The organism is Legionella sp. W05-934-2 (assembly GCF_964199965.1).
Lineage (GTDB): Bacteria > Pseudomonadota > Gammaproteobacteria > Legionellales > Legionellaceae > JAFIFT01.
The window spans coordinates 23105-44978 of the sequence record NZ_CAXMZT010000013.1 but is presented as its reverse complement, the minus strand read 5'-3'; the positions used below and the strand labels follow the sequence as shown (position 1 = coordinate 44978).

Below are 21874 nucleotides of genomic sequence, written 5' to 3'. Positions count from 1 at the left end.
TACATTGGTTGCTGTTAGATTGAACGGCATCATTAGGTATGCTCAGGGACTTTTGGCAAAGGCCGTTCCTTGCTGGCTAGAATCCGAAGGTGGATGATAGGCTAATGGTGATTGGAATGGTGAATTGAAAGACGGATTTTCTTGGCGGGGCTTTGCAGGGGCACTTTCCGAAGCTGTCAGCGTTTGTGCTGAACTGGATATAGGGCTTGCAAATAAAGCCTGCATTTGATTGGTGCTTTGTTGATTGGCCGATTGGGTATAGCTTGGCGTTTTGTCACGTGCAACGCGAAGCACAACCGCTTCATGGCAAACCTGGGATAGTCCTTCAATCAAATCCCGCGTTTTATGAGAAAAAAAGCCCGCATAGACTAAGGATTGTTTTGGTAAGACGTCATTTTTCATGACTTCTTTCAGCGCGGTGATATCAAATTTTCCAGACTGTTCATCAAAACAGCTTAAAACCGATCGTAAGGCGCTTAATTTTGCCTGCCGTCGCGTTCTAAATAGAAAAGCAAACCAACCCTTATCTTCTTGCTCAAGCTTGGCAATGTGTGCTTCTATCATATCTTTATAGTTTAATAGCGTGCTGGGGAAACTTTGTATGAGTTGTTGTCGGCGCTCTTGCAAAATTGCTTGGCGGTCAGATTGCAGTTTCTGACCTTCTTCTAGCCATGATGAATCATTTCGTTCACCAACTTTAGCACCCATATAGCGAAGCATACCCAAGGCATTTTCATGCAATGGAATAACATTGTTGGATAGAAACGCTTTTTCCAGACCATAATGGCTCATGGCATAAGGCCTAACTTTCTCATCGACCTCTTTAGAAGGGATCATGTAATCGCCAAAGAAACTTCTTGTCAATTCAATTGGGCCGGTCGTGCAAATAACAATGGATTTTAAAAATAACGAACGTTCTTTTTTCATCATCGCTTTGATGAATTTTTGATCGTTTAATGCCAATAATTGCTTAATCTCTCGATATTCCTCGTTAAAAAACAGCCATTTAATCCAACTGAGTTGTTGATTTAAATCGCTTCTTAATCGTTTAATCACAGCATCATTTGACTCGGAGTCATCTAAACGATGGTAGCTGAGGTATTCATTCTCATTGGACATTATGTCATTGATATGTTTCCGAAGAATTCTTGAGCTTAGTTTATTATCGTTTGTATTAAACTGTTTTAATTTTTGGATGTATAAGGCTTCCGCACGGTTTTTCATATAGCCAACTAAGTAGCGGCTTATGATACCGTCTTGTTTAAAAGTTTCTTCAGTTTTTTCAACATAGTCAGAATCGAGGTGTTGCAGTTTGCTCAACATCCCTTTTTGTACTTTTTCAATCAAGGGTCTTGCCGCTTGTTCATCGACAACAGCAATGTATTCGTTAAGGGCAATGATCATCTCTTGGGAGCCAAAAAGCTTTAATGTCCCAACGTTTATTATGATAGGTGCTTCGACGAGCACGTTCGTGGAGAAGTTATTGGTGTCGAGTGGATCATCCAAGTCGGTATAGCTTGCTAATCGATAGCAAGACGGTAACCATCGTAAAATATCGCTGGCAACACCTAGGTTGCCGCCTTTTTTGAGATGTGTGATTTCGTCTTTATAGTGTTGATAGAGGTTTATTTCTGTGTCCGTTTCAAGCGGTGATCTAAATTCCTCAGAATCGGCATTAACAGGGATGATCTGATTTTCGTCGCAAAACGCTTTTAGATCGTTTCGGGCTTTATCGTTTAGCAAACTGGCGTCATACACCAAGTGGATTGGATCAGTGGGATTTTTTTCTCGCATTTCAATCATGCGAGTTTGGTTCTCAAAATTCATAAAAACGTCTGGGTTATTGCTGAGCCAAACTTTGATATGGGAATGAGGATTATAGTGATACGTCATGATAAAAACTCCTGGGTGCATCGGTCGGATTAATCATACAATGAATACCCGCTTGCAATTGCAGACCATCATATCATTTATTTACAAAAAGCTCAACAAGATGTAAAAAAATTCAAGGTGGTTTTTTTTTGATCGATAGGATTTGTCATCCCAGGCGGTGTTTCATTGCCTAGAAATAGATCTCATCGATGTCAGTGAAGTTAATTTCTTCACCATTCGCAAAAGTAATGGTGCCAGAAACATGATTTTGATCAAAGGTAAGCACGTTACCATCAACCCCAGAGGTTATTTGATAGGTAGCACCGTTGTCAAGGTTCAATGTCCAGTTGCTACCCATTTCGCCTGGGCCACTTCCAGAAATGCCATCTAGATGAAGGCTATCGGTCCAATTGCCATTACCGCCGGAGATTGTGTCATTTCCTTCGCCGTAATCATAAAAGAAGCTGTCGTCGCCTTTGCCGCCGATAAGGGTGTCATCGCCAGTCCCACCCATTAAGATATCGTTGCCATCATCCCCATAAAGCGTGTCATTTCCACTGTCACCGGAGAGGGTATCATCGCCCTTACCGCCATAAAGTGTATCGTCGCCTTGTTCACCAAAGATAGTATCATTGCCAAGATTGCTGCCGCGAATGGTATCATTGCCGCTGCCGCCTTTGATGGCATCGACATCGGTAAACGAGACGTTTCTAAAATCCCAATTATTATCGGCATCGCCACCTTGGATGGTCACGGAATCACTGCCATCGCCAAGGGTACTTCCTTGGATGTTTTCGATGCTGTTACTGTTATTAAAGGTATCGCCTAGATCAATGGATTTAACATTATCATTGATAATTAACGTATCTTCGCCGGACCCGCCCTTGAACGTGTCGATGCCATCATTCTTATTATAAATAAAGGTGTCATCGCCACTGCCACCTTGGAGAACATCATTGCCTGCCCCCCCGATAAGGGTGTCGTTGCCACCATCGCCATATAGGGTATCGTTGCCGTCGCCGCCATAAAGGGTATCATCACTACCGCCGCCGCGGAGTAGGTCATCCCCTTTATCACCATAGATCACATCATTATTGGTATCACTGCCACGAATGGTGTCATTTCCTCCACCGCCATGGATGCTATCAACATCGGTGAACGTGACATTTCTGAAATCCCAATTATTATCTTCATTCCCCCCTTGGATGGTGACAGAATCACTGCCATCCCCTTGGGTGCTGCCCTGAATGGCCTCAACACCGTTATTAAATTTTTCGCCAAGATTGATAGAATTAACATTGTCATTGATAACTAATGTGTCATACCCAGCACCGCCGTTGTAGGTATCAATGCCATCGTTTTTATTATATATAAAGGTATCATCGCCAGCGCCGCCTTGGAGGTTATCATTCCCTGAGCCACCAATAATAGTGTCGTTGCCATCATCGCCATAAATGGTATCATTGCCACTGCCACCATATAGCGTATCATCGCCACCGCCACCCCGGAGGGTGTCATTGCCACCATCACCGTAAATCACATCATGATTGGTGTTGCTGCCGAGTATGCTGTCATCCCCGCCGCCGCCTTTAATGCTATCCACATCGGTGAACGTGACATTTCTGAAATCCCAGTTATTCGCTTCATTGCCACCTTGAATGGTGACAGAATCACTGCCATCGCCTTGGGTGCTACCTTGGATGGTTTCAATGCTGTTGCCGCTGTTGAATTTTTCACCGAGATTAATGGATTTAACGGCATCAGTGACGATCAACGTATCGTTTCCTGAACCCCCTTTATACGTATCAACACCATCGTTTTTATTATATATAAAGGTATCCTCGCCAGCGCCGCCTTGGAGGTTATCATTGCCTTTGCCACCGACTATCGTATCATTGCCCGCATCACCTAAAACAGTATCGTCCCCATCTCCGCCATAAAGGGTGTCATCGCCATTGCCTCCGCGAATGGTATCATCCCCTTTGTCGCCATAGACGATATCATCGCCATCTTTTGCATAGACTTTGTCATCCCCACTTTTGGCATAAATTTCGTCGGCTTCATTGGTGCCCTGAATCACATCGTTTTGGGACGTGCCTTCAATGGTATTGAGTGGTGTTGGCGGAGGAGGGGGTGGTGGTTCTTCGCCGCCCTCCTCTCCACCTGGGTCTTGATTTGAGTCTTCTCCAGCTTGAGGTGTGGCTGTAGCCGCCTCATTGGGAGCAGCGATTGCCGCTTCTTCTTGTAGGTGGTCAGCGATTATTTTGGCTCTTTGAAAATCAGAGTTGTCTGGGATATTGGCATTCGTATTGGCTTCGCCTGCCCCACCGATTTGGGGAATAGTGTTTTGATAGGTATTGACTTCACTACTTGATTGAATAAAAACAACTTCATTGGCATGATAATCAACCGCTCGAATTCTTACAGGGGAATAGTCCTGGGCGGGTAATTGACTCCCGGAAAAAACCTCCCCTAACGGATCGGATTGGAATAGGATTTCTGGGTTGTGTGTGGTAGAGTGAGTAGGGTAACTCGTTGAAAGATAGGTATTGTCTGTATAAGAAGCATTGTTAACACCACCGCGTTCAAAGGCGTAACCGGCGACTTTCGTATTGCCAACATTAATGGTTGCGAGTTGATCGAAATGGGAAGCAGATACCAGTGGGTTCAATTTAACATTAAGATTTTGCCACAAGGTCGATGAACCGGTTTGTGCTGAGGGTAGAATGCTGACATCATACATACCTGAACTCCTGTTTTTATGGTGGCGGTCTTAATTTTACATAGACCTTTTTTAAAGTTTAGACTACTTTTCAAAACTATGCATAATTTTAAAGCATTAATTCGCAGTTTATTGGCGCATCTACAGCCCAGTGAGGCGTACTATGGTATTTTACTTCCCTCCTTTTTTATCAATATACTCGGATTAGTGTTTCCTTTAATGATATTGCAATTTTATGACAGAATCATCCCCAACCAAGCGTATCAGACGCTAACTATCTTAACCCTCATTGTCATTATGGTGATTGGCTTAGAAATTGTCTTGAAGATTAGCCGTGCAGCGATCATCCATTGGTCTTCCGCCCGGTTTGAACATCAAGAAAGTTGTCAAATGTTTGCCGATATATTGCAAAGCCCCGCGTTTCAGAAACGAGATTTGGCAACAGGTGAGTATCTGGATCGGATGAGTGGTTTATTTAATATGAAAGATTTTTATGGAGGGCAAGTATTATCATTATTAGTTGATTTGCCTTTTGTGTTCATCTATTTAGTATTAATAGCGTATATCGGCGGACTGTTGGTTGTAGTGACGCTGATTATGTTGGCGATATTTATTTTAACGGCTGATTATATGGGTGTGTGTTTGCAAACTGTGTTAAGCCAACGCAAAGAATCGGACGACAAACGATATAATTTTATCATTGAGACCCTCAATGGCATTCAGTCTATCAAAACCAATGCCCTTGAATCGTTCATGCGCCGTCGTTATGAAAAGCTACAATTAAACGCAGCAGTGAAAGATTATCGCATTGCTCGATTATCACTAAACAGCATGATTGTCAGCGCCTATTTGGTGCAAATAACAACGATTTCAGTGGTGGCTATTGGTAGTTTAAAAGTTGTCGGCGGCACGTTGACCATCGGTGGATTAGCGGCCTGCACCTTACTTGCCAATCGCTCTATGGTTCCGCTTAGTGCCGCCATGATGTATTGGAAGCGGGTACAAGCCATTTTAATTAGTCAACAACGTCAAAGTCAGGTGCATGAAAAAGCGCTGGCAGAAAAAACGGAAACACCAACGCTCAAACCTGCTCTCAACGGTCAAATTGAATTGAACGATGTTTGTTTTGGCTTTGAAAAAGAACCTTTGTTTGATCATTTGAATTTGAAGGTTCCTGCCAAAGCAACGATTGCTATCAAAGGCCAGGGTAGCAGTGGCAAAACGTCGTTGCTAAAACTGATTCAAGGCATTTATAAACCGAATGCAGGGACAGTGCTCATCGATACAATTGACATTCAAACGATCGATCCAGAATGGCTTCATCAGCAAATCGCTTATTTACCGCAACATAGCGACTTATTTAATGGAACTATTATTGAGAACCTGACCTTGTTTGATAAATCAAAAATTCCCGAGGCGCTCGATTTAGTGAAGGCAATGGGGTTGGAACATATTATCCATAAAATGCCCGATGGTTATGAAACCAAAGTCGGGGATCAAGTGTTAGACACACTGCATGCTGGAACAAAACAGCAAATTGTGACCATTCAAAATATCCTTAAAAAGCCCAAAATTGTGCTATTTGACGAGTCTAACAGTGCCTTGGATTTTGAAACAGATCAGAAATTTATTGCACTGCTTACATGGCTGAAAAAGCGAACCACGCTAATCATTATTTCGCATCGCCCCTCATTACTACGAATTGCCGATACGATCTATGATTTACGGGATGGTAAACTATTTAAGGAGTCCTCATGACGAGTGAGGTCATTGAAAAACAAGATTATAGTGAATATTTTGAGCAAGCCAACTCACTTGCCTACTGCTTAGAGGTGCTGTTACGCTCGAAAGGTTGGTATGGTGACAGGCGGAGTATCATCGAATCGTTTCCCCATTTTTCTAAGACACTGACCATTTATCAATTTATTAAAATCATGCATGATTTTATGTTTGTTCCCTCCAAACGCTTGACAGTTCGGGGACATATCAATGAAAAATTATTGCCCTGTTTGTTTGAAACGGAAGGGAAGTATTACGTTGTATTAGAAAAAAATAAGCATGGCTACTATTTGTATAATGGCGAAACGCAAACGTATGAGAGCAAGCCAAGGCTAAATGGTCGTGCCATTGAATTCAAAAAAGACAGTGCTGAAAAAGAGAGCCGAAATTTTTTCAGTCGCTCCATTGCCAGTTATAAAGGCAAAATCGCACAAGTATTTATTGTTAGTTTCTTTATTAATATTTTTTCGTTAGCCTTACCGTTCTATGTCATGACGGTTTATGACCGTGTTGTGCTGACGGGTTCAGCCAGTTTGTTAATGAAATTGGTGACAGGCATCTTGATTGTCACAGTGGGCAGCTTTGCCTTGCATCGATTCCGCAATGGGTTACTTGGTTATATCAGCAGCCACCTCGATTTAATCATTAGCAATAAAATATTTAGTAAAATAATTCGCTTACCTTCCGTGCAGATCGATACGGCGTCGTTGGGTGTTCAAGTCTCAAAAATTAAAGAATTTGATGCCATCCGTGAATTCATTACCGGTCCACTCATGACTGTATTGATTGACCTGCCCTATACGCTGTTGTTTTTACTGGTTGTGTATTGGCTGGCCGGCGTAATCGTCATCATTCCAATGTTGAGTATGTTTATCTTGTTATTAGCCATACTCTTTTGTCATCCTTGGGTGGAAAAGCTGATGCAAACTACGTCCACGGCAGTGACTGAACGACAAGAGTTCATTTTAGAATCCTTGGATAAAATGATGCAGATTCGCACCACGGGTGCAGAACCAAAATGGCGGGAGCGGTTTCGCAATTTATCATCAAGTGCCGCCATGATAAGTTATAAAGCCAGTATGTTGACAACCGTGGTACAAACGCTTGGCGATGGGTTGGTAACCGTGACGGCTTTATTGACAATTGTCATGGGAGTTCAAGGAGTCATTGAAAATGACATTAGCATTGGTGCGTTAATTGCGATTATGATGCTAGTCTGGAAAATATTAAATCCCATTAAAACATTAATAACTAATTTACCACGTCTCATCCAAATGCGTACCAATATTCAACATGTTAAATCATTGGTTGGCATGGCCTCAGAAGAAGAATTTTCCCGTTACCGAATATTTTCAACGCATCTATTAGGACACATCGTATTTGATAAAGTCACACAACGATATGTCGACCGCTCCTCCCCGGTGTTGTTAAACCTCTCGTTTGAAGTCAAGCCTGGCCAAATGCTAGTTATTGCTGGATCCAATGGTTCAGGTAAATCAACCATTTTTCGGTTATTAACCAAGCTATATCTCCCGCTAGCAGGCACAATTTTAATCGATGGCAAGGATGTTCGCCAAATCAATACCTACGAATTACGCCAGAGTATTGGCATGGTTTCACAAGTGAACGACTTTTTTTATGGAACCATTACCCAGAATCTCAAATTGGCAAACCCAACAGCAAGTGACGACGATGTGAAAACCTGCCTAAAACAAGCGAATTTGTATGATGAGATTATGCATTTGCCCGAAAAGTTGAATACCCGATTACGTGATAATTATGAAACCAGTTTTTCAGCCAGCTTTTTACAAAGGCTAGCTATTGCTAGGGCATTGATCAAGAAGCCAACCATTCTATTGCTAGACGAACCAATGGAAAATATTGACAGCATATCTGAACAACATATCCTGAAAGTAATCGCATCGTTAAAGGGCAAAGTAACGGTGCTCATGATAACCCACAGACCCTCTCATTTTAGCCTAGGTGATCTGTTTATTCGTCTGCATGAAGGACAAATAATTGAACGAGTGAATGTAAATGATAAAAAATCTAAAAGCTAGGTGGGTTCACCAGCGCAAAAAGCTATCGCAAAAATGGCAAAAAAAGCAACAGCAAGAGCAGCTTGAAGATGCGGATGTTCTCGAAAGTAACGCGCCATTTTATCAAGCCTATTGGATGATAGGGTTAATTTCGCTGGTTGTCACGAGTCTGATTGTGTGGGCTATATTTACCGATGTGGAAGAAATTGCTCGCACCAATGGTGAAGTGATTCCTGCGCAAAAAATCGTAGATATCCAGCATCCCCATGGGGGAATGGTTAAATCCGTGTTTGTTAATAATGGCGATGTGGTGAAAAAAGGACAAGCCTTGGTGCAGTTAGACCCCATCACAATACAAACCGAATTGGAAAAAAATATATACCGTTTAGTGACGTTAACTGCTGATAAAATCCGATTACAATCCAACTTGGCGAACAAAACATTAACCAATGAACAATTCTTCGAAAAGTTAAAAAAAACCATTAATGTTCCCGCCGATTATAGCAATACGGTCGCGACTTTGTTGCAAGATAGTGCCTTGCAAGCCAGCTTAGAACAGTCTACGGATCTATCGGAGATTGCCGTTTTGAAAAAGCAAATTCAACAAAATGAAATTGAATTGAAGCTACTGATTCAAAAAACGTCCATGCAGGAGGAAATGCGCTCGGTGATGCGAGAAGAGCTGGCTATGTACGATAAACTAAAACAGAAAAACCTCGCATCACAGCGGGAAGTCTTAGCGGTTAAACGGCAGTATATTAAACTGCGAAGTGATGAACTTGAGACACAAAAGAAAATCGAAAAACAAAAAGAACTGTTGCAGGAATATCAAAATAAGTTGGATCAAGCCAATAGTACCAACCGCTTAGAAATGGTTAGTAAACTGAATCTAATTAGCGCTGAAATTGTGCAAACCGAGCAGAACATCATTAAGTTTCAAGATCAATTTGATAAATTAGTGATTCGCTCCCCCATTCCTGGGGTTGTCAAAGGGTTGGCTGTGACTGAAGGAAGTGTTATCTCATCAAATGAGACTTTGATGGATATTGTTCCCAGTGAAGCCCATTTAGTGGTGGAAACCAAAATCAGTAGTCGTGATATCGGCTATGTTAAAGTCGGCGATCTGGTGAAAATAAAAGTGTCCAGTTACGAATACATCAAATATGGGATGTTAGATGGGACATTGAAATATATTTCGGCAACCACGTTTTTGGATGAAAAAACCAACATGGTCTATTACAAAGGCGTGATAGCTTTGTCACAATCTTATTTAGGACACGATCCCAAACGCAATAAGCTCATCCCGGGTATGTTAGTGGAAGCGGATATTTACACGGGTAAAAAATCGGTGATGGATTATTTATTAAAACCCATTTCTCGTGCAACCCAGATATCCTTTAGAGAAAGATAATGCCTAGGCATTAAATATTTTATCTAATACGTGAACGTTAGCGTTACCGTCTGCGTTTCCGAAATTAACTGGTTCCAGCAATGCTTGCCAATCGTCCAAAAGAAATGACATAATAAAATCTCACAAACAGTTCAGTCACTTCAACAAGGTCACAAGGAACGTAACCATGAAGCGAATAATTATTTGTTGCTTATTGATGGCGACACCCATGTTAGGATTATCAAATCCTTCTACAAAAGAATGGTCGTGCTTGTCTTATGATCATCTGAATCGTAGTTATAATGGCACTGGAACAAGTTTACGTGGTGGTATGTCGGAGGCGCGGAAATCGTGCATCAAGACAGCTGCGAATCCCAGTCGTTGCCGGGTATCCCATCATTGGTGCCAACGAGGCGAGTTGCCTCCGGTTAATGAGGCCTGTGAAGCGATTGATGGGGCGGGCAAAAAATTTAAAGCAAGTGGCAACGATGCGTGTGAACTTGCATTATATCAATGCGAAGCCTGGCAGCGTAGCCAACGGGAATCAAAACGACGGCATTGTTCAATCATTCATGGGTAAGGGGCAAATGCCCCTGATTAACCTGATGGACTATCGTTTATGCATGATGATGTCGTGGTTGACCATAAACAACGTTTTGTCCTTTTAGAACATCCACCGAACTAACTTTCTCATGATTATCGTAACTCACGACGATTTGAACTTTATTACCATTTGCGACACCTTCGATGGGTGTTCCAACGACTTCCCATAACCCAAGCGTATAGACATCTGCTGCGCCATGGCCTAATGCTCGAAGTGTCTTGGCTGTTTTCGAATAGCCTTGAACAAAGCTGAACACATCCTGTCGGTGCCCCTTTTTGACGGTACTTTCGACAGGTTTTCCTAATTCAGCTACGACCTTGGATCGTTCGGTTCCTTTCTGCAATACACGTAAATCTTTTTTATCAGGCTGGTTCGTGGCTTTGACAACAGCACATGAGCTAATGATGATAGTTGCTGCTATAACTAATGAGAATTTTATCCAACGTTTAATCTTATTCATAAGCACTCCAAAATAGTTCGGACTTACGAAAAACGCCCAATCTCTTCGTTAAAAAAAGATATTAACTCGGTCATTTAGTTTATCTAAACTCCCTCATTAAAAACATTTTTTGCCTCGACCTTGGGGGTTTTCATCTTTGTACCGGACAATTTTTTAAAAGCACCGTCGTTGCGAGCTTTTTCGAAGCAATCCAGTTCGATCCCTGAACAGAAATCTGTTCTAGATTGCTTCACTACGTTCTCAAAGACGGCTTTTTTAAAAAATTGTCCGGTACAAAGGGTTTTCATAAGTCTTATAGTTTCACATATAATTGAGCAATCGATTGCCAACGGATTCTATAATTTATGGGATGGTAAGTCAAAATAATGATCAGTGTGGATGTATTATTGATACAGATGCTTTTTTTACCCATTGGATTTGCTTAATTTTTCAATCACTTGGCATTCCAACGCATCGGCAATATCGGAGATGATTTTGGTATAAAGATATCCGCCCGCTTGGGCGATGTCACTTAAGCGATTATGGCCATCGATGTGTTTTAGAAAATGAATGAATTCCGGTTTTTCATGTGCTTCGATGATATATTCTAAATTAAGATGATTGGCAATGAATAGATCGTTGCTGTGGTGGTAAGGAATCATAGGGGCCATATTGGCTTTGAATGCAAATACATCAGTCGGTTGGATGTCACTTTCTGATAAGATGCCTGCTAAATTCGTTGATTGCGTTTCATAATCTTTCAGCGAATACCAGTCAAATTTGGCTTGCAGAGGAGCGATTTGCTCAGGCATGCCTTCTGCCACCCATTTTGCCAGCTGACCCCAACAGGCGTATTCGAATAAGTTTAATGCACCTTCAAAGCTAGGGCATTGGCTGACTGCCGATAGCTGTTGTTTTAAATAGTTACTATTGAGAACGTCTTCAACATATTTATTTTCAAAGAGTGCTTCATTAATAAAGTCGCAATCATTGTCGGTTAAAATTTGATAAGCTAATCGCGCGGTATATCGCTCACCTTCCCCGAGAAAGAAAGGCACTTTCGCCCGATGGGCAAGTTCTTTAGGTATTTTAGTGGCCATGTATTCCCGCAATATGGCCTTATCCCAGAATAAGCTGGGTTGCATCTTATCTGGGACGCGATAGCAAAATTCAACAAGACGGTGATCCAGAAATGGCACCCGGTTTTCCATTTGGTTAGCGGCCGTCGCTCGATCTTCATGCCAAAGGTTAAAATCAACCACCGAGCGTTGATACATTTTTTGATACCATTGCCAAGGGCTATAATGTTCTAAGTTAAAAGATTGTTCTATGAATTCCGTTTTTATCAGGGACATATAGTCGTTGAGAGCAGGGTTGGTATGGTTGATGATGAAATGGTGTTTCATTTTTGCAAGTGATTCAATAAAATGAGTCCAAGTCCTAGTCTCATTCGCATGACTTAAGGGTATGTCTTCTGCAAATTTGACACTGTACCCACCATTGAATTCATCGCTGCCTTGACCCATGAGCAGCGTTTTTAAATTGGGAAAATCGGCTTTGATTTTATGATATAGCAAATACTTATAAATTTGCTCCATGGTCAATGGCATTTCCAGATCATAGAGAATGCGTTTGACATCGACTAGCTGAATTTCATTTTGACGCCAGGGGAAATACAGTTGGTGATTGTCGATTCCAAGAAGTTCTGCCGCTTGATGGGCGGCCTGGACGTCGCCATTTAAGTAAGTGCTATTGCACAATACGGTAAAACTGGGCATGGTTTTGTGGGGGTTGGCCAAGGCAGCAATGGCGACAGAGTCAATGCCACCACTTAAACAAACCCCCATATCAACATCCGTCATTAAACGGAGTTTAACCGAGTCCTCCAGCAAAGCACCGTATTCATCGATATAGGCTTGCCTTGATTGCAACTCGTTGGGGCCTTGCCTTTCGAGCTCATTGACTCCCCACCATGAATGTTGTTGGATGCCTTTGTCACTAAAAATGACATAGTTTCCGGGATCGAGTTGTTGAATACCTGTATAAATGGACTCAGGCAGGCTGGTAAAAATATTGCGTTGATTGAAGCGGCGAGCTAAGCAGGCAAGCCAATTAAATTGACGAGGGCAACGGGGATGGGCGTAGATGGACTTCACTTCAGAAGCAAATAGCAAATGATTATCGTCTGTTTGACAATAAAACAGGGGCTTAATGCCCAAACGGTCACGGATCAAAATAAGATGATGCTGTCTTTTATCATAGATGGCAATAGCAAACATACCGTTTAGATGGTTAAGAAAATCAAGGCCTTGGGTTAAATACAAAGCAAGCACGACTTCACTGTCCGATTGACTTTGGTAGGGATAGTCAGGCGTTAATTCTCGTCGAAGCTGCAGGTGATTATAAATTTCGCCATTGACTATCACCACCACATCATTATTGGCGCTCACAAACGGTTGAGAACCGCTTTGCAAATCCACCACAGCAAGCCGGCGAAAGAAGAGGGATAGCCTCCCGGGATCATGGTATTGACGTTCCTCATCCGGCCCGCGAAATCGCAATCGCAAGCTCATGGCATCAATGATGGGTTTGATTGACTGGTCGAGTGGATGACCTTGAAATTGATACACGCCTCCAAGCCCGCACATAGGCAATTCCTTCTTTTTATTCTATTTTAACTATAGACAAGATGCGCGGAGTGGGCAAAAAGAGGGGGGGGAGGTTTGGCTCTGAAGGATAGACACTTTTTTTAAAACTTAGACTTATCCTCAAACGCCGACGTGCCGCGGCTTGTCCGCGGTATCCAGAGATCCTTGTCTGCACAAAATAACAACATATTGGTCGAAATCCCTGGATCCCGCGGACAAGCCGCGGGACGTCGGATTAAACATTATGCCAATATATTATACGAATACTATGTTTGAAAAAAAATTCTATCCCTCAGGGTCGGGCTTTGGCCCGACGAGAGGTCAAATGCTTTTATTGGCTGACAGAAGACAGGGGTGTCGAGACGAAATTCACTGGAACTTCTTCCACCTCTTTAACCTTTTCTAGTGCCATATGATGCTGTTTTTTCAATGCCGTTGCAAAGTCATCAAGTGCTTTGAGTTGACTATCAAATACTAAGCTGCCATATGTGGCTGCGTTATCGACGGATGTTATACCAATGATATACCCCATCACTGTGAAACCAATGCCCACGGCAATTGTTGGGAGCAAGCTAAGGCCAAGGGTAGCAACCCCTGCTAATAAACTGACGCCCATGCTCATGACCACTAACGAAGCAGCTATTCCAAGCAATTCCCAGGCAAAATACGGAATGGCTTTGACTTTTAAATAGGGGTTATTATGTTCAATGTTGTTTCTTAACGCCTGAATCTGTAACAAAAGCTCACGTGCGTATCTCTCATTTTGATTGGAGCGGTCATCATCTCTGGATGCTGGCGACAAATAAAGTTTGACCAAATTAGCAATGGTTTGAATGTCAGATAACTCGCTATAGGTGATAGTCCCATTTTGACATAGCCAACTTAATTCATTTAAGGCACCCATTGCTTTAACGCAATGATGGTGGGTTGCCAAATAATTGCTGCAGGCAGCATACTGGCTGTTATTGCTAGCATTGGCTCTAAAAAAATTCTGATGCTGAATGGCTTTATTTTGTTGAGTAAGAAGTGTATCAATTTCGGTGAAAATAGCTTTTAATTCGGGATGCATTGATAAATGTGTCGATATCATGATTTAAACAACTCCATAGATATAAAATCAGAGCTATAGTAGCTTATGAAACAAAAATTGTCCAATAGAAGTCCTGAGAATGCAACCTCTCTTGGCTAACCCTTCGACCAAGCCTCCTTTAACCGTTTTGCCGAAACCGTTTCGGCGGTTTTCAAATGCTGCGCGAAAAGAGAGACACGATATTCCTCCAATAGCCAACGATAGTGCACAAACTCGGGGTACAAATCGAGCTGACTAAAATCATCGTCTAGCCGTTTTCTTAATGGGGCTTCAAATCGTTGGATCTCATCGAGGCTTATCTTATCTTTTTCTAAGCGATCTAATCGATGCAAGATTGCTTTCAAATAGCGAGGGTAGTGTTTTAATTGTGTCAAGGGTGTTTTTAATAAGTGTGCATGGAAAAGACCCGCTAATTGTTGTTGAATATCTTGAATGGATGCAAGATTTGCAAGGCTATTTCTCACCTTTAATTGCTTTTGTACTTGTTGCTTGAGTTTAAAAATCGTGGTCAGCAGCTGCTCTAGTTGATGGGCATTTCCTATGAGGTCTGTTTCATGCTTTGCAATGCATTGTTGAAATGCCTCGGCATTATCTGGCAAGTTTTGTTGTAAAAACGTATAGGCTAGCACATGATCGATGACATCCGCTTTAAACGATTCTCCTAAGCCAAAGCTTGCTAAGATAAGACTTAATTGATTGCCTTGAAAAAGCGCTTTGTGCAGGTATTTAATCGATTTTTCTTGCGCAAACCACAACAACCGTATGATGCCTTGATGACTTAAGGTCGAGGCTTTTTCTGGCGTATCCACGAGCGAGACGGTCACCGCATCGCCCAAATCCATGATGGCTGGATAAACAATCATGCTGACACCGGATTTTTCAATGCATTGTTGGTTAAGTGAGCCAAACTCCCAGCGGGTGTAGCAGACGACTTCCGCTGCTTCAGGGGGTGGGCTTAGCATTTCTTGGATGTGTGGTTGGCATGTCTCCTTAAGCGTTGGCAAATGGCGCCCCTGAGCGATGAGTTCACCGTGCTCATCATGAATATGAAAATTCATGCGATAGTAATCATCAAGAACTAAATTTTTTAATTCCTCGACACTGACAATCACCCCTTTTTGGCGTAGGGCATCACCAAGGAATTGATAGAGCGATGTGTTGTTATCGGGCGCGTTCGATAAAATTTCATGAACAAATTGCGGGATAGGAACAAGTTGTTTACGTTTGGCTTTGGGTAAGCTTTTTAATAACTCAACACACTTTTCCTGAAGAAGTCCAGGCACTAGCCATTCAGGGGGCGCTTCGGATAGTTGATTGAGAAGGGCAAGGGGAATATGTAAGGTAACACCATCATTGATATGCCCTGGTTCAAAATGATACGTCAGCGGCAGGCAGTGATTGCCAACGGACAGTGTATCGGGGAATTGGGTTTGCGTGATGGTGTTTGCACTATGTAACATCAGACTCGATTTATCAAAGTACAAAAATTCTGGTTGGTTGGCTTCTTGTTTTTTTCGCCACTGTTCAAATTGATCGAAGTTGGTGATTTGCGCTGGAATTTTAGCGGCATAAAAAGCATAAATGGCTTCATCATCCACTAAAATATCACATCGCCTGGCCTTTGCTTCAAGGCTTACAATCTCAGCAATGACTTGTTGATTATGCTGCCAAAACAAGGGGGCGTCTTTGGCAATTTTTTCATAACCACCTTGCACTAGGGCTTGTCGAATAAAAATCGGGTGACACACGCAAGGATCGATGGATGTGTAACTGACTCGCTCATTGTCAATGAGGGTTAAGCCATACAAACTAGTTCGCCGTTTTGCCATCACATGGCCGGTTTTGCTTGACCAGGCGGGTTCAGAATAGTGGAATTTGAGCAAATGCTTGGCATAGGTTAAGGCCCAATGCGGTTCAATTTGAGCGTTGATGCGGGCATAGAGTTTGGAGGTTTCGACTAATTCCGCAGACATCATCCAAGCAGGTGGTTTTTTAAATAAGCCAGAGCCTGGAAAAAGTTGGTAATGGCGGCCCCTGGCCCCTAAATACTCCCGATTTTCTTCTTTTTGGCTAATTTGACTTAGTAGGCCTGCGAGTATGGCTTGATGAATGCTATCAGTACTTGCAGGTTTTTGATTAATGGTTAAGCCTGCTTGTTTGACACTCAGATGTAATTGATGATGGATATCACGCCATTCCCGTATTTTCATCACGGAAATAAACTCTTTTTGCAATTGCTTTCGCCATTGATTTTGGCTTAATGCTTGGCGTAAGTCTTCGACATATTGCCACAGATTAATAAAAGCAATGAAATCTGAACGGGGATCGATAAATCGTGCATGGGCTTGCGTGGCTTGTTGCTGTTTATCGCCAGGTCGTTCGCGGGGATCTTGAACAGATAGCCCACTGACGATAAGCATGACTTCTTTGGTGCATCCTAAATCATTGGCAGCGATAACCATTCTGCCTAAACGGGGGTCAATTGGCAATTGGTTTAGTAGGCGGCCTAATGGAGTGAGTTTATGCTGCTTGGTAACAGCGCCAATTTCTTCCAATAATTTAAAGCCATCACGAATGTAGCGATTATCCGGTTTATCCAAGAAAGGAAAACCTGCGATATTGGGCAAGTTTAAGTTCAGCATTTGCAAAATAACTTGCGCCAAATTAGTTCGCAGAATCTCTGCTTGGGTAAACTGAGGCCGTAAATTAAACGATTGCTGGCTATAAAGTCGTAAGCATATCCCTGGCGATGTTCGACCACAGCGCCCTTGGCGCTGATTGGCACTCGCTTTAGAGATGGCTTCAATGGGAAGGCGTTGCACTTTGCTTCGATAACTATAGCGTGAAATGCGCGCAAGCCCGGTATCAATGACATAGCGAATGCCGGGCACAGTGATGGATGTTTCTGCTACATTGGTCGCTAACACAACCCGTCTTAAAGGGGATTGGGCAAAAATGCGTTGTTGTTCTGATTGGCTTAAGCGTGCATACAAAGGCAAGATCTCAAGATGTGGGATCTGCGATTTGCGCAAAGCAATGGCTGTTTCTCGGATTTCACGCTCTCCGGGGAGAAAAACCAACACATCACCTTGCCGATACCCTTGACCATCGCGTTCTAATGCCATAATTTCTTGCATGGCACAAACGACGTTGGCGGCCATATTACCTTCATCCTCCGGATTGATTTCTTCAGGGGGCAAATACACCGTATCAACAGGAAATGTCCGTCCGGACACTTCAATAATCGGCGCCTGGTTAAAGTGTTGGGAAAAGCGTTCCACATCAATCGTTGCTGAGGTGATGATTAGTTTTAAGTCAGGGCGCTTTGGTAGAAGTTGTTTTAAAAATCCCAGAATAAAATCGATATTGAGGCTTCGCTCATGGGCTTCATCGATGATTAAGGTATCATAGCGTTTTAGCATCCTGTCGGCATGCAACTCGCTTAGCAAAATACCATCGGTCATTAATTTTATCCGTGTCGACGGCGATGTTTGGTCTTGGAATCTGACTTGGCAACCGACTTCCCCACCTAAGCCGACCTGTAACTCCTCAGCAATGCGATTTGCAATCGTCTTTGCTGCAATGCGGCGAGGTTGGGTATGGCCAATCATCCCTTGAATGCCACGACCAGCTTGCAAGCACATTTTCCCAATTTGTGTTGTTTTTCCCGATCCAGTTTCACCGGCTAAGATAATCACTTGATGTTGATGAATTAATGCGATGATGTCAGCTTTTTTCTCACAGATTGGCAGTTGCTCGGGATAGGTAATGGTTAAATTCGTAGCAAGTTGTGATTGCATTGAAGAGGGGGCTTTAGAAGTGGTTTCGGATATATTGTTCATGGGCAATATTATACTGGTAATCCTTGAAAATGCGAATTTTATGCTAGCCAATTTTTATCATTCCATCCAGGGAATTGGATCTGAATTGAGCCACAAAGAATAAAATATAGACAGAGCCTTGTGGGTGATATAGAATGGCGCACTATGATTAATTTGTGTGAAATTGTTGTCACATCATTTGGAGTTCCCATGACAAAAGAAGCCCAGCTAAAGCAATCGGTTGCTGCTTATGGCAAAGATGAATACGATGCTAATAAGCAAATCACAATTCTTGTGCGTATGCTTGAACAAGCAAAGCCGTATGCCAATGAAGCAATTCAGGAAAAACTTCATTCAGCTCAAACCGAGTTAAACAAAACGGAATCGATGAAAAAAGCAGTTATGTTAGCGACGACTTTGCTAGCTGAGCTTGAAAACAATCGGGAAGCACAAAAAGCAATTGAATTCCTTAAGCAAAAAGGGCTGTATCGCATGCTTTATCGTCATCCTAAATTTAAGGGTGAAGAAGTCTCCGACGATGATATATTACGGACGTTATTGCGCAGTGGCTTTTGGGGTGTGGGCATATCGGTATTAGTCGTGGCGGCCTTTGTTGCAACGGTTATGCTGGGTGCACCATTTTGGGCGGTGGCTATTGCCAGTGGTTTATTCGTGGGCGCTTCTGCGTATGTTGGCGGAATATTGTACGGGGTGGTGAATGATTTATTTGCCACGCAGGCAAACTTACCCTATTTTTTGCTGGGTCACCAGCCGCAACAAAGCAGTTTATTACGAACGAACGATAAAGTGGCACAAGGTGTTGCTTGGGGGGTGGCGGCTACCTTTGGGCCCGTTGTATTAGCAGCAGGAGCCTTCACGGTGGCTGCAACCATCACGGCATTTTTTGTGCCGTTTGCCACATTCACGATGCCGGCAGTTGTGGTGGCCCTGCCATTAATTGCCGTGGGCGCGGAATTCTACGCTAGGAAAAAGACAAAAGAATATGTCGAACTCACCAAAAATCAGACAGTTGATGTCGGGAGTAACAATTACCAGAGGACAGGTCTTGATATTATGTGCCCGACCAATGAAGAACGTTGTGCTTGGTATGCCAATTCCGATAGAAATCTCTTTGGTTTTACTAAAGTGCCTTTGATTGGTATCGGTGGGTTAGTGGCTATGATAACCTTAAGTGCTGTTAGCATGTTTCTGCCAGCCTTTTTATTTGCATCGCCATTGGTGGCAGTTATTATTCCAGCGGCTGTCGTCGGAGGGGCTGCGGTCACGTTGCTAGGCTTAGGCGCTTATATGCATTTTAATCGCAATCGCCACATCGATGATCGGTATAATTTGGAATTTGATAATTCTGAAGTGAATTACAATTTGTACTTGGATGAAGATATAGCGTACGTGAATGACTTATTAAAAGATAATTCACCATCGGGTAATGCATTAACCGAATCTGCTAATGGCCCCGCTGTGCAAACGGTTTTTCAATCGTTATTCCAGCCAGTTGAAAAAAGTCAGGATCGACCTAACATAATCCAACAGCCGGAATATTCTCAGCAAGCATATAATGGCTAAGTGCGCTTAGCGCTGAGGAATCCTGATATTTTTATCTTGCACAAAAACATGTCAGGATCACTCAGAGCTGAGCGGGTCAAAATTGACCCGTTTGGATATGCCACAATCGTTGATAGTTGCCTGCCTGCTTGATTAATCTTTGGTGGGTACCTTGTTCAATCACCTGACCGTCATCCAACACATAAATCCAATCGGCACTAGTGACCGTGGATAGCCGATGAGCAATGATGATGGTCGTACGTTGGTGGGATATGGTGGATAGGGCCGTTTGAATGGCTAATTCGGTTTCATTATCCACCGCAGAAGTCGCTTCATCTAATATGAGAATGGGCGTATTTTTTAACACAGCTCTGGCTATAGCAATGCGTTGACGTTGCCCGCCGGATAACAAATTCCCGCGTTGGCCAACCGCTGAGTCATAGCCATTGGGCAATTGGTCAATAAATTTATCCACCCCCGCGATACGACCTGCTTCAAGGATTTGCTTTCTATCGATATTGCCCATTGCATAGGCAATGTTTTCAGCGACCGTTCCGTCAAATAAGAAAATCTCTTGGCTAACAAATGCAATTTGATTGCGCCACTCTGACAGATCGTAAGCGCTAATGTCTTTGCCATTCCAAAAAATTTGCCCTTCAACGGGTTGATAAAACTGTTCTAATAATTTAATTAGCGTACTTTTTCCTGAACCGGATTCACCCACAAAGGCAACGGTTTTATGTTCTTCTATCTGGATGGAGAAATTCTGGAAAATCGGTCTTTCATGGTTGGGATAGGAAAATGAAAGCTGGTTTAAGACCAAGCCAGACGATGATTCGGTTAATGGCGTTTCTTGGCTTGAGGTTTTGCTCACCTGGCTTGCTTCTTGTTCCCAGGTTAATAAATTTAACACACGGGTGGTTGAGGCCATCGCCCTTTGGAAATTGACGGTCACGTCGGCTAAGTAACTAAAAGGCCACAACAAGCGCTGGGATAAGAATATTAATAAGCTGAAAACACCCACATTCATTTGATAGTTAATGGTTTGATAGCCGCCTATCATCAAGGTGAATAAAAATCCGGTTAAGATCATGATGCGGATAACGGGGGTGACCATGGAGCTGATAACAATGGTTTCTTTGTTTGCTTTTTGATAGTCACTGCTTAAGCGCTCAATCCGTTGTTGCTCGAACGTCTCGGCGGTATAACTTTTAATGGTCATAAGCCCGGTTAAATTATTTGCCAATGCTTGGGCAATATTAGCGGCTTTATTGCGCACATTTAAAAATTTGGGCTCCAATTTATGTTGAAAATAGAAAGCCCCACTTAAAATAAAGGGAATAGGGCAAATGGCAAAAACGGTAATTAGAGGTGAGAAATATAAAAAGATAAAACCAATCAGAATTGTGGATGCCGTAATTTGAATGATTTGATTGATGCCATCTTCTAAAAAGCGCTCAAGCTGGTTGACGTCATCATTGATTGTGGCAATTAATTGGCCGGTTGCTGTTTCATCAATGTCACTCATTTTGGCGCCCTGAATATGGGCATAGGTTTGCATGCGCAACCGATGTTCGACGGCTTGGGAAAGGTTGCGCCATTTGACACTATAAAGGTATTGAAAAATCGATTCCAAACTCCTGGCAGCAAAGGTGAGTATGCCTAAGGCAATTAATTGGGTCATCATATTGGGATTGCCGAGAAAGCCTGCAAGCCAGGAATGCTTTCGATTAACCACGACATCAACGGCGGCACCTATCAAGACTTCTGGGAAAATATCGAATAATTTATTGAGAAAGGAATAAAATGATGCCAACAGATAGTCGCGCTTGTCGTCTTTCATATAACTTAACAAGCGTAGAAGCGGGTAGGCAGATGATTGAAGGTAGGTATTGCTTGACATCAAA

At 42.6% G+C, this 21874-nt stretch carries 12 protein-coding genes; 5 read left to right on the top strand and 7 right to left on the bottom strand.

Annotated elements, in window-relative coordinates:
• Window positions 1-42: 42 nt before the first annotated feature.
• Together AB3348_RS13485 and AB3348_RS13480 are read right to left on the bottom strand one after the other, a co-directional pair.
• Window positions 43-1893 carry a glycosyltransferase family 88 protein gene (locus AB3348_RS13485; RefSeq protein ID WP_367608133.1) on the bottom strand — a complete coding sequence of 617 codons (1851 nt, stop codon included), beginning with the start codon at window positions 1891-1893 and terminating at the stop codon, window positions 43-45.
• Between the two features lie 169 nt (window positions 1894-2062).
• Window positions 2063-4615, bottom strand: coding sequence for a calcium-binding protein (locus AB3348_RS13480; RefSeq protein WP_367608132.1), 2553 nt, complete (start codon window positions 4613-4615; stop codon window positions 2063-2065).
• A gap of 78 nt (window positions 4616-4693) precedes the next feature.
• On the opposite strand from AB3348_RS13480, the gene AB3348_RS13475 reads away from it, so the two are divergent.
• From AB3348_RS13475 to AB3348_RS13460, 4 genes are all read left to right on the top strand, one after another.
• Complete coding sequence (locus AB3348_RS13475) at window positions 4694-6352, top strand: peptidase domain-containing ABC transporter (RefSeq protein ID WP_367608131.1); 1659 nt, start codon at window positions 4694-4696, stop codon at window positions 6350-6352.
• Window positions 6349-8433 carry a peptidase domain-containing ABC transporter gene (locus AB3348_RS13470; RefSeq protein WP_367608130.1) on the top strand — a complete coding sequence of 695 codons (2085 nt, stop codon included), beginning with the start codon at window positions 6349-6351 and terminating at the stop codon, window positions 8431-8433. Before AB3348_RS13475 ends, AB3348_RS13470 begins: the two co-directional genes overlap by 4 nt.
• On the top strand, window positions 8411-9823 hold the full coding sequence (locus tag AB3348_RS13465; RefSeq protein WP_367608129.1) for an HlyD family type I secretion periplasmic adaptor subunit: 1413 nt from the start codon (window positions 8411-8413) through the stop codon (window positions 9821-9823). The genes AB3348_RS13470 and AB3348_RS13465 overlap by 23 nt, the downstream gene beginning before the upstream one ends.
• 166 nt (window positions 9824-9989) lie before the next feature.
• Entirely contained in the window at window positions 9990-10382 is a 393-nt protein-coding gene (locus AB3348_RS13460; protein ID WP_367608128.1) for a hypothetical protein, read from the top strand.
• Window positions 10383-10419: 37 nt separating this feature from the next.
• On the opposite strand, the gene AB3348_RS13455 is transcribed toward AB3348_RS13460, so the two are convergent.
• The 4 genes from AB3348_RS13455 to hrpA form a co-directional block, all read right to left on the bottom strand.
• Window positions 10420-10866, bottom strand: coding sequence for a hypothetical protein (locus tag AB3348_RS13455; protein WP_367608127.1), 447 nt, complete (start codon window positions 10864-10866; stop codon window positions 10420-10422).
• Window positions 10867-11270: 404 nt separating this feature from the next.
• Window positions 11271-13493: an asparagine synthase (glutamine-hydrolyzing) gene (gene asnB, locus AB3348_RS13450; RefSeq protein WP_367608126.1), complete on the bottom strand. Its 2223-nt coding sequence runs from the start codon at window positions 13491-13493 to the stop codon at window positions 11271-11273.
• Between the two features lie 331 nt (window positions 13494-13824).
• Window positions 13825-14583 carry a hypothetical protein gene (locus tag AB3348_RS13445; RefSeq protein ID WP_367608125.1) on the bottom strand — a complete coding sequence of 253 codons (759 nt, stop codon included), beginning with the start codon at window positions 14581-14583 and terminating at the stop codon, window positions 13825-13827.
• 95 nt (window positions 14584-14678) lie between these two features.
• On the bottom strand, window positions 14679-18425 hold the full coding sequence (gene hrpA / locus AB3348_RS13440) for an ATP-dependent RNA helicase HrpA (RefSeq protein WP_367608124.1): 3747 nt from the start codon (window positions 18423-18425) through the stop codon (window positions 14679-14681).
• A 189-nt stretch (window positions 18426-18614) separates the two neighbouring features.
• On the opposite strand from hrpA, the gene AB3348_RS13435 reads away from it, so the two are divergent.
• Window positions 18615-19988, top strand: coding sequence for a hypothetical protein (locus AB3348_RS13435; RefSeq protein ID WP_367608123.1), 1374 nt, complete (start codon window positions 18615-18617; stop codon window positions 19986-19988).
• 76 nt (window positions 19989-20064) lie between these two features.
• Here the strand turns inward: AB3348_RS13435 and AB3348_RS13430 are convergent, their stop codons facing one another.
• On the bottom strand, window positions 20065-21870 hold the full coding sequence (locus AB3348_RS13430) for an ABC transporter ATP-binding protein (protein WP_367608122.1): 1806 nt from the start codon (window positions 21868-21870) through the stop codon (window positions 20065-20067).
• Window positions 21871-21874: the final 4 nt, after the last annotated feature.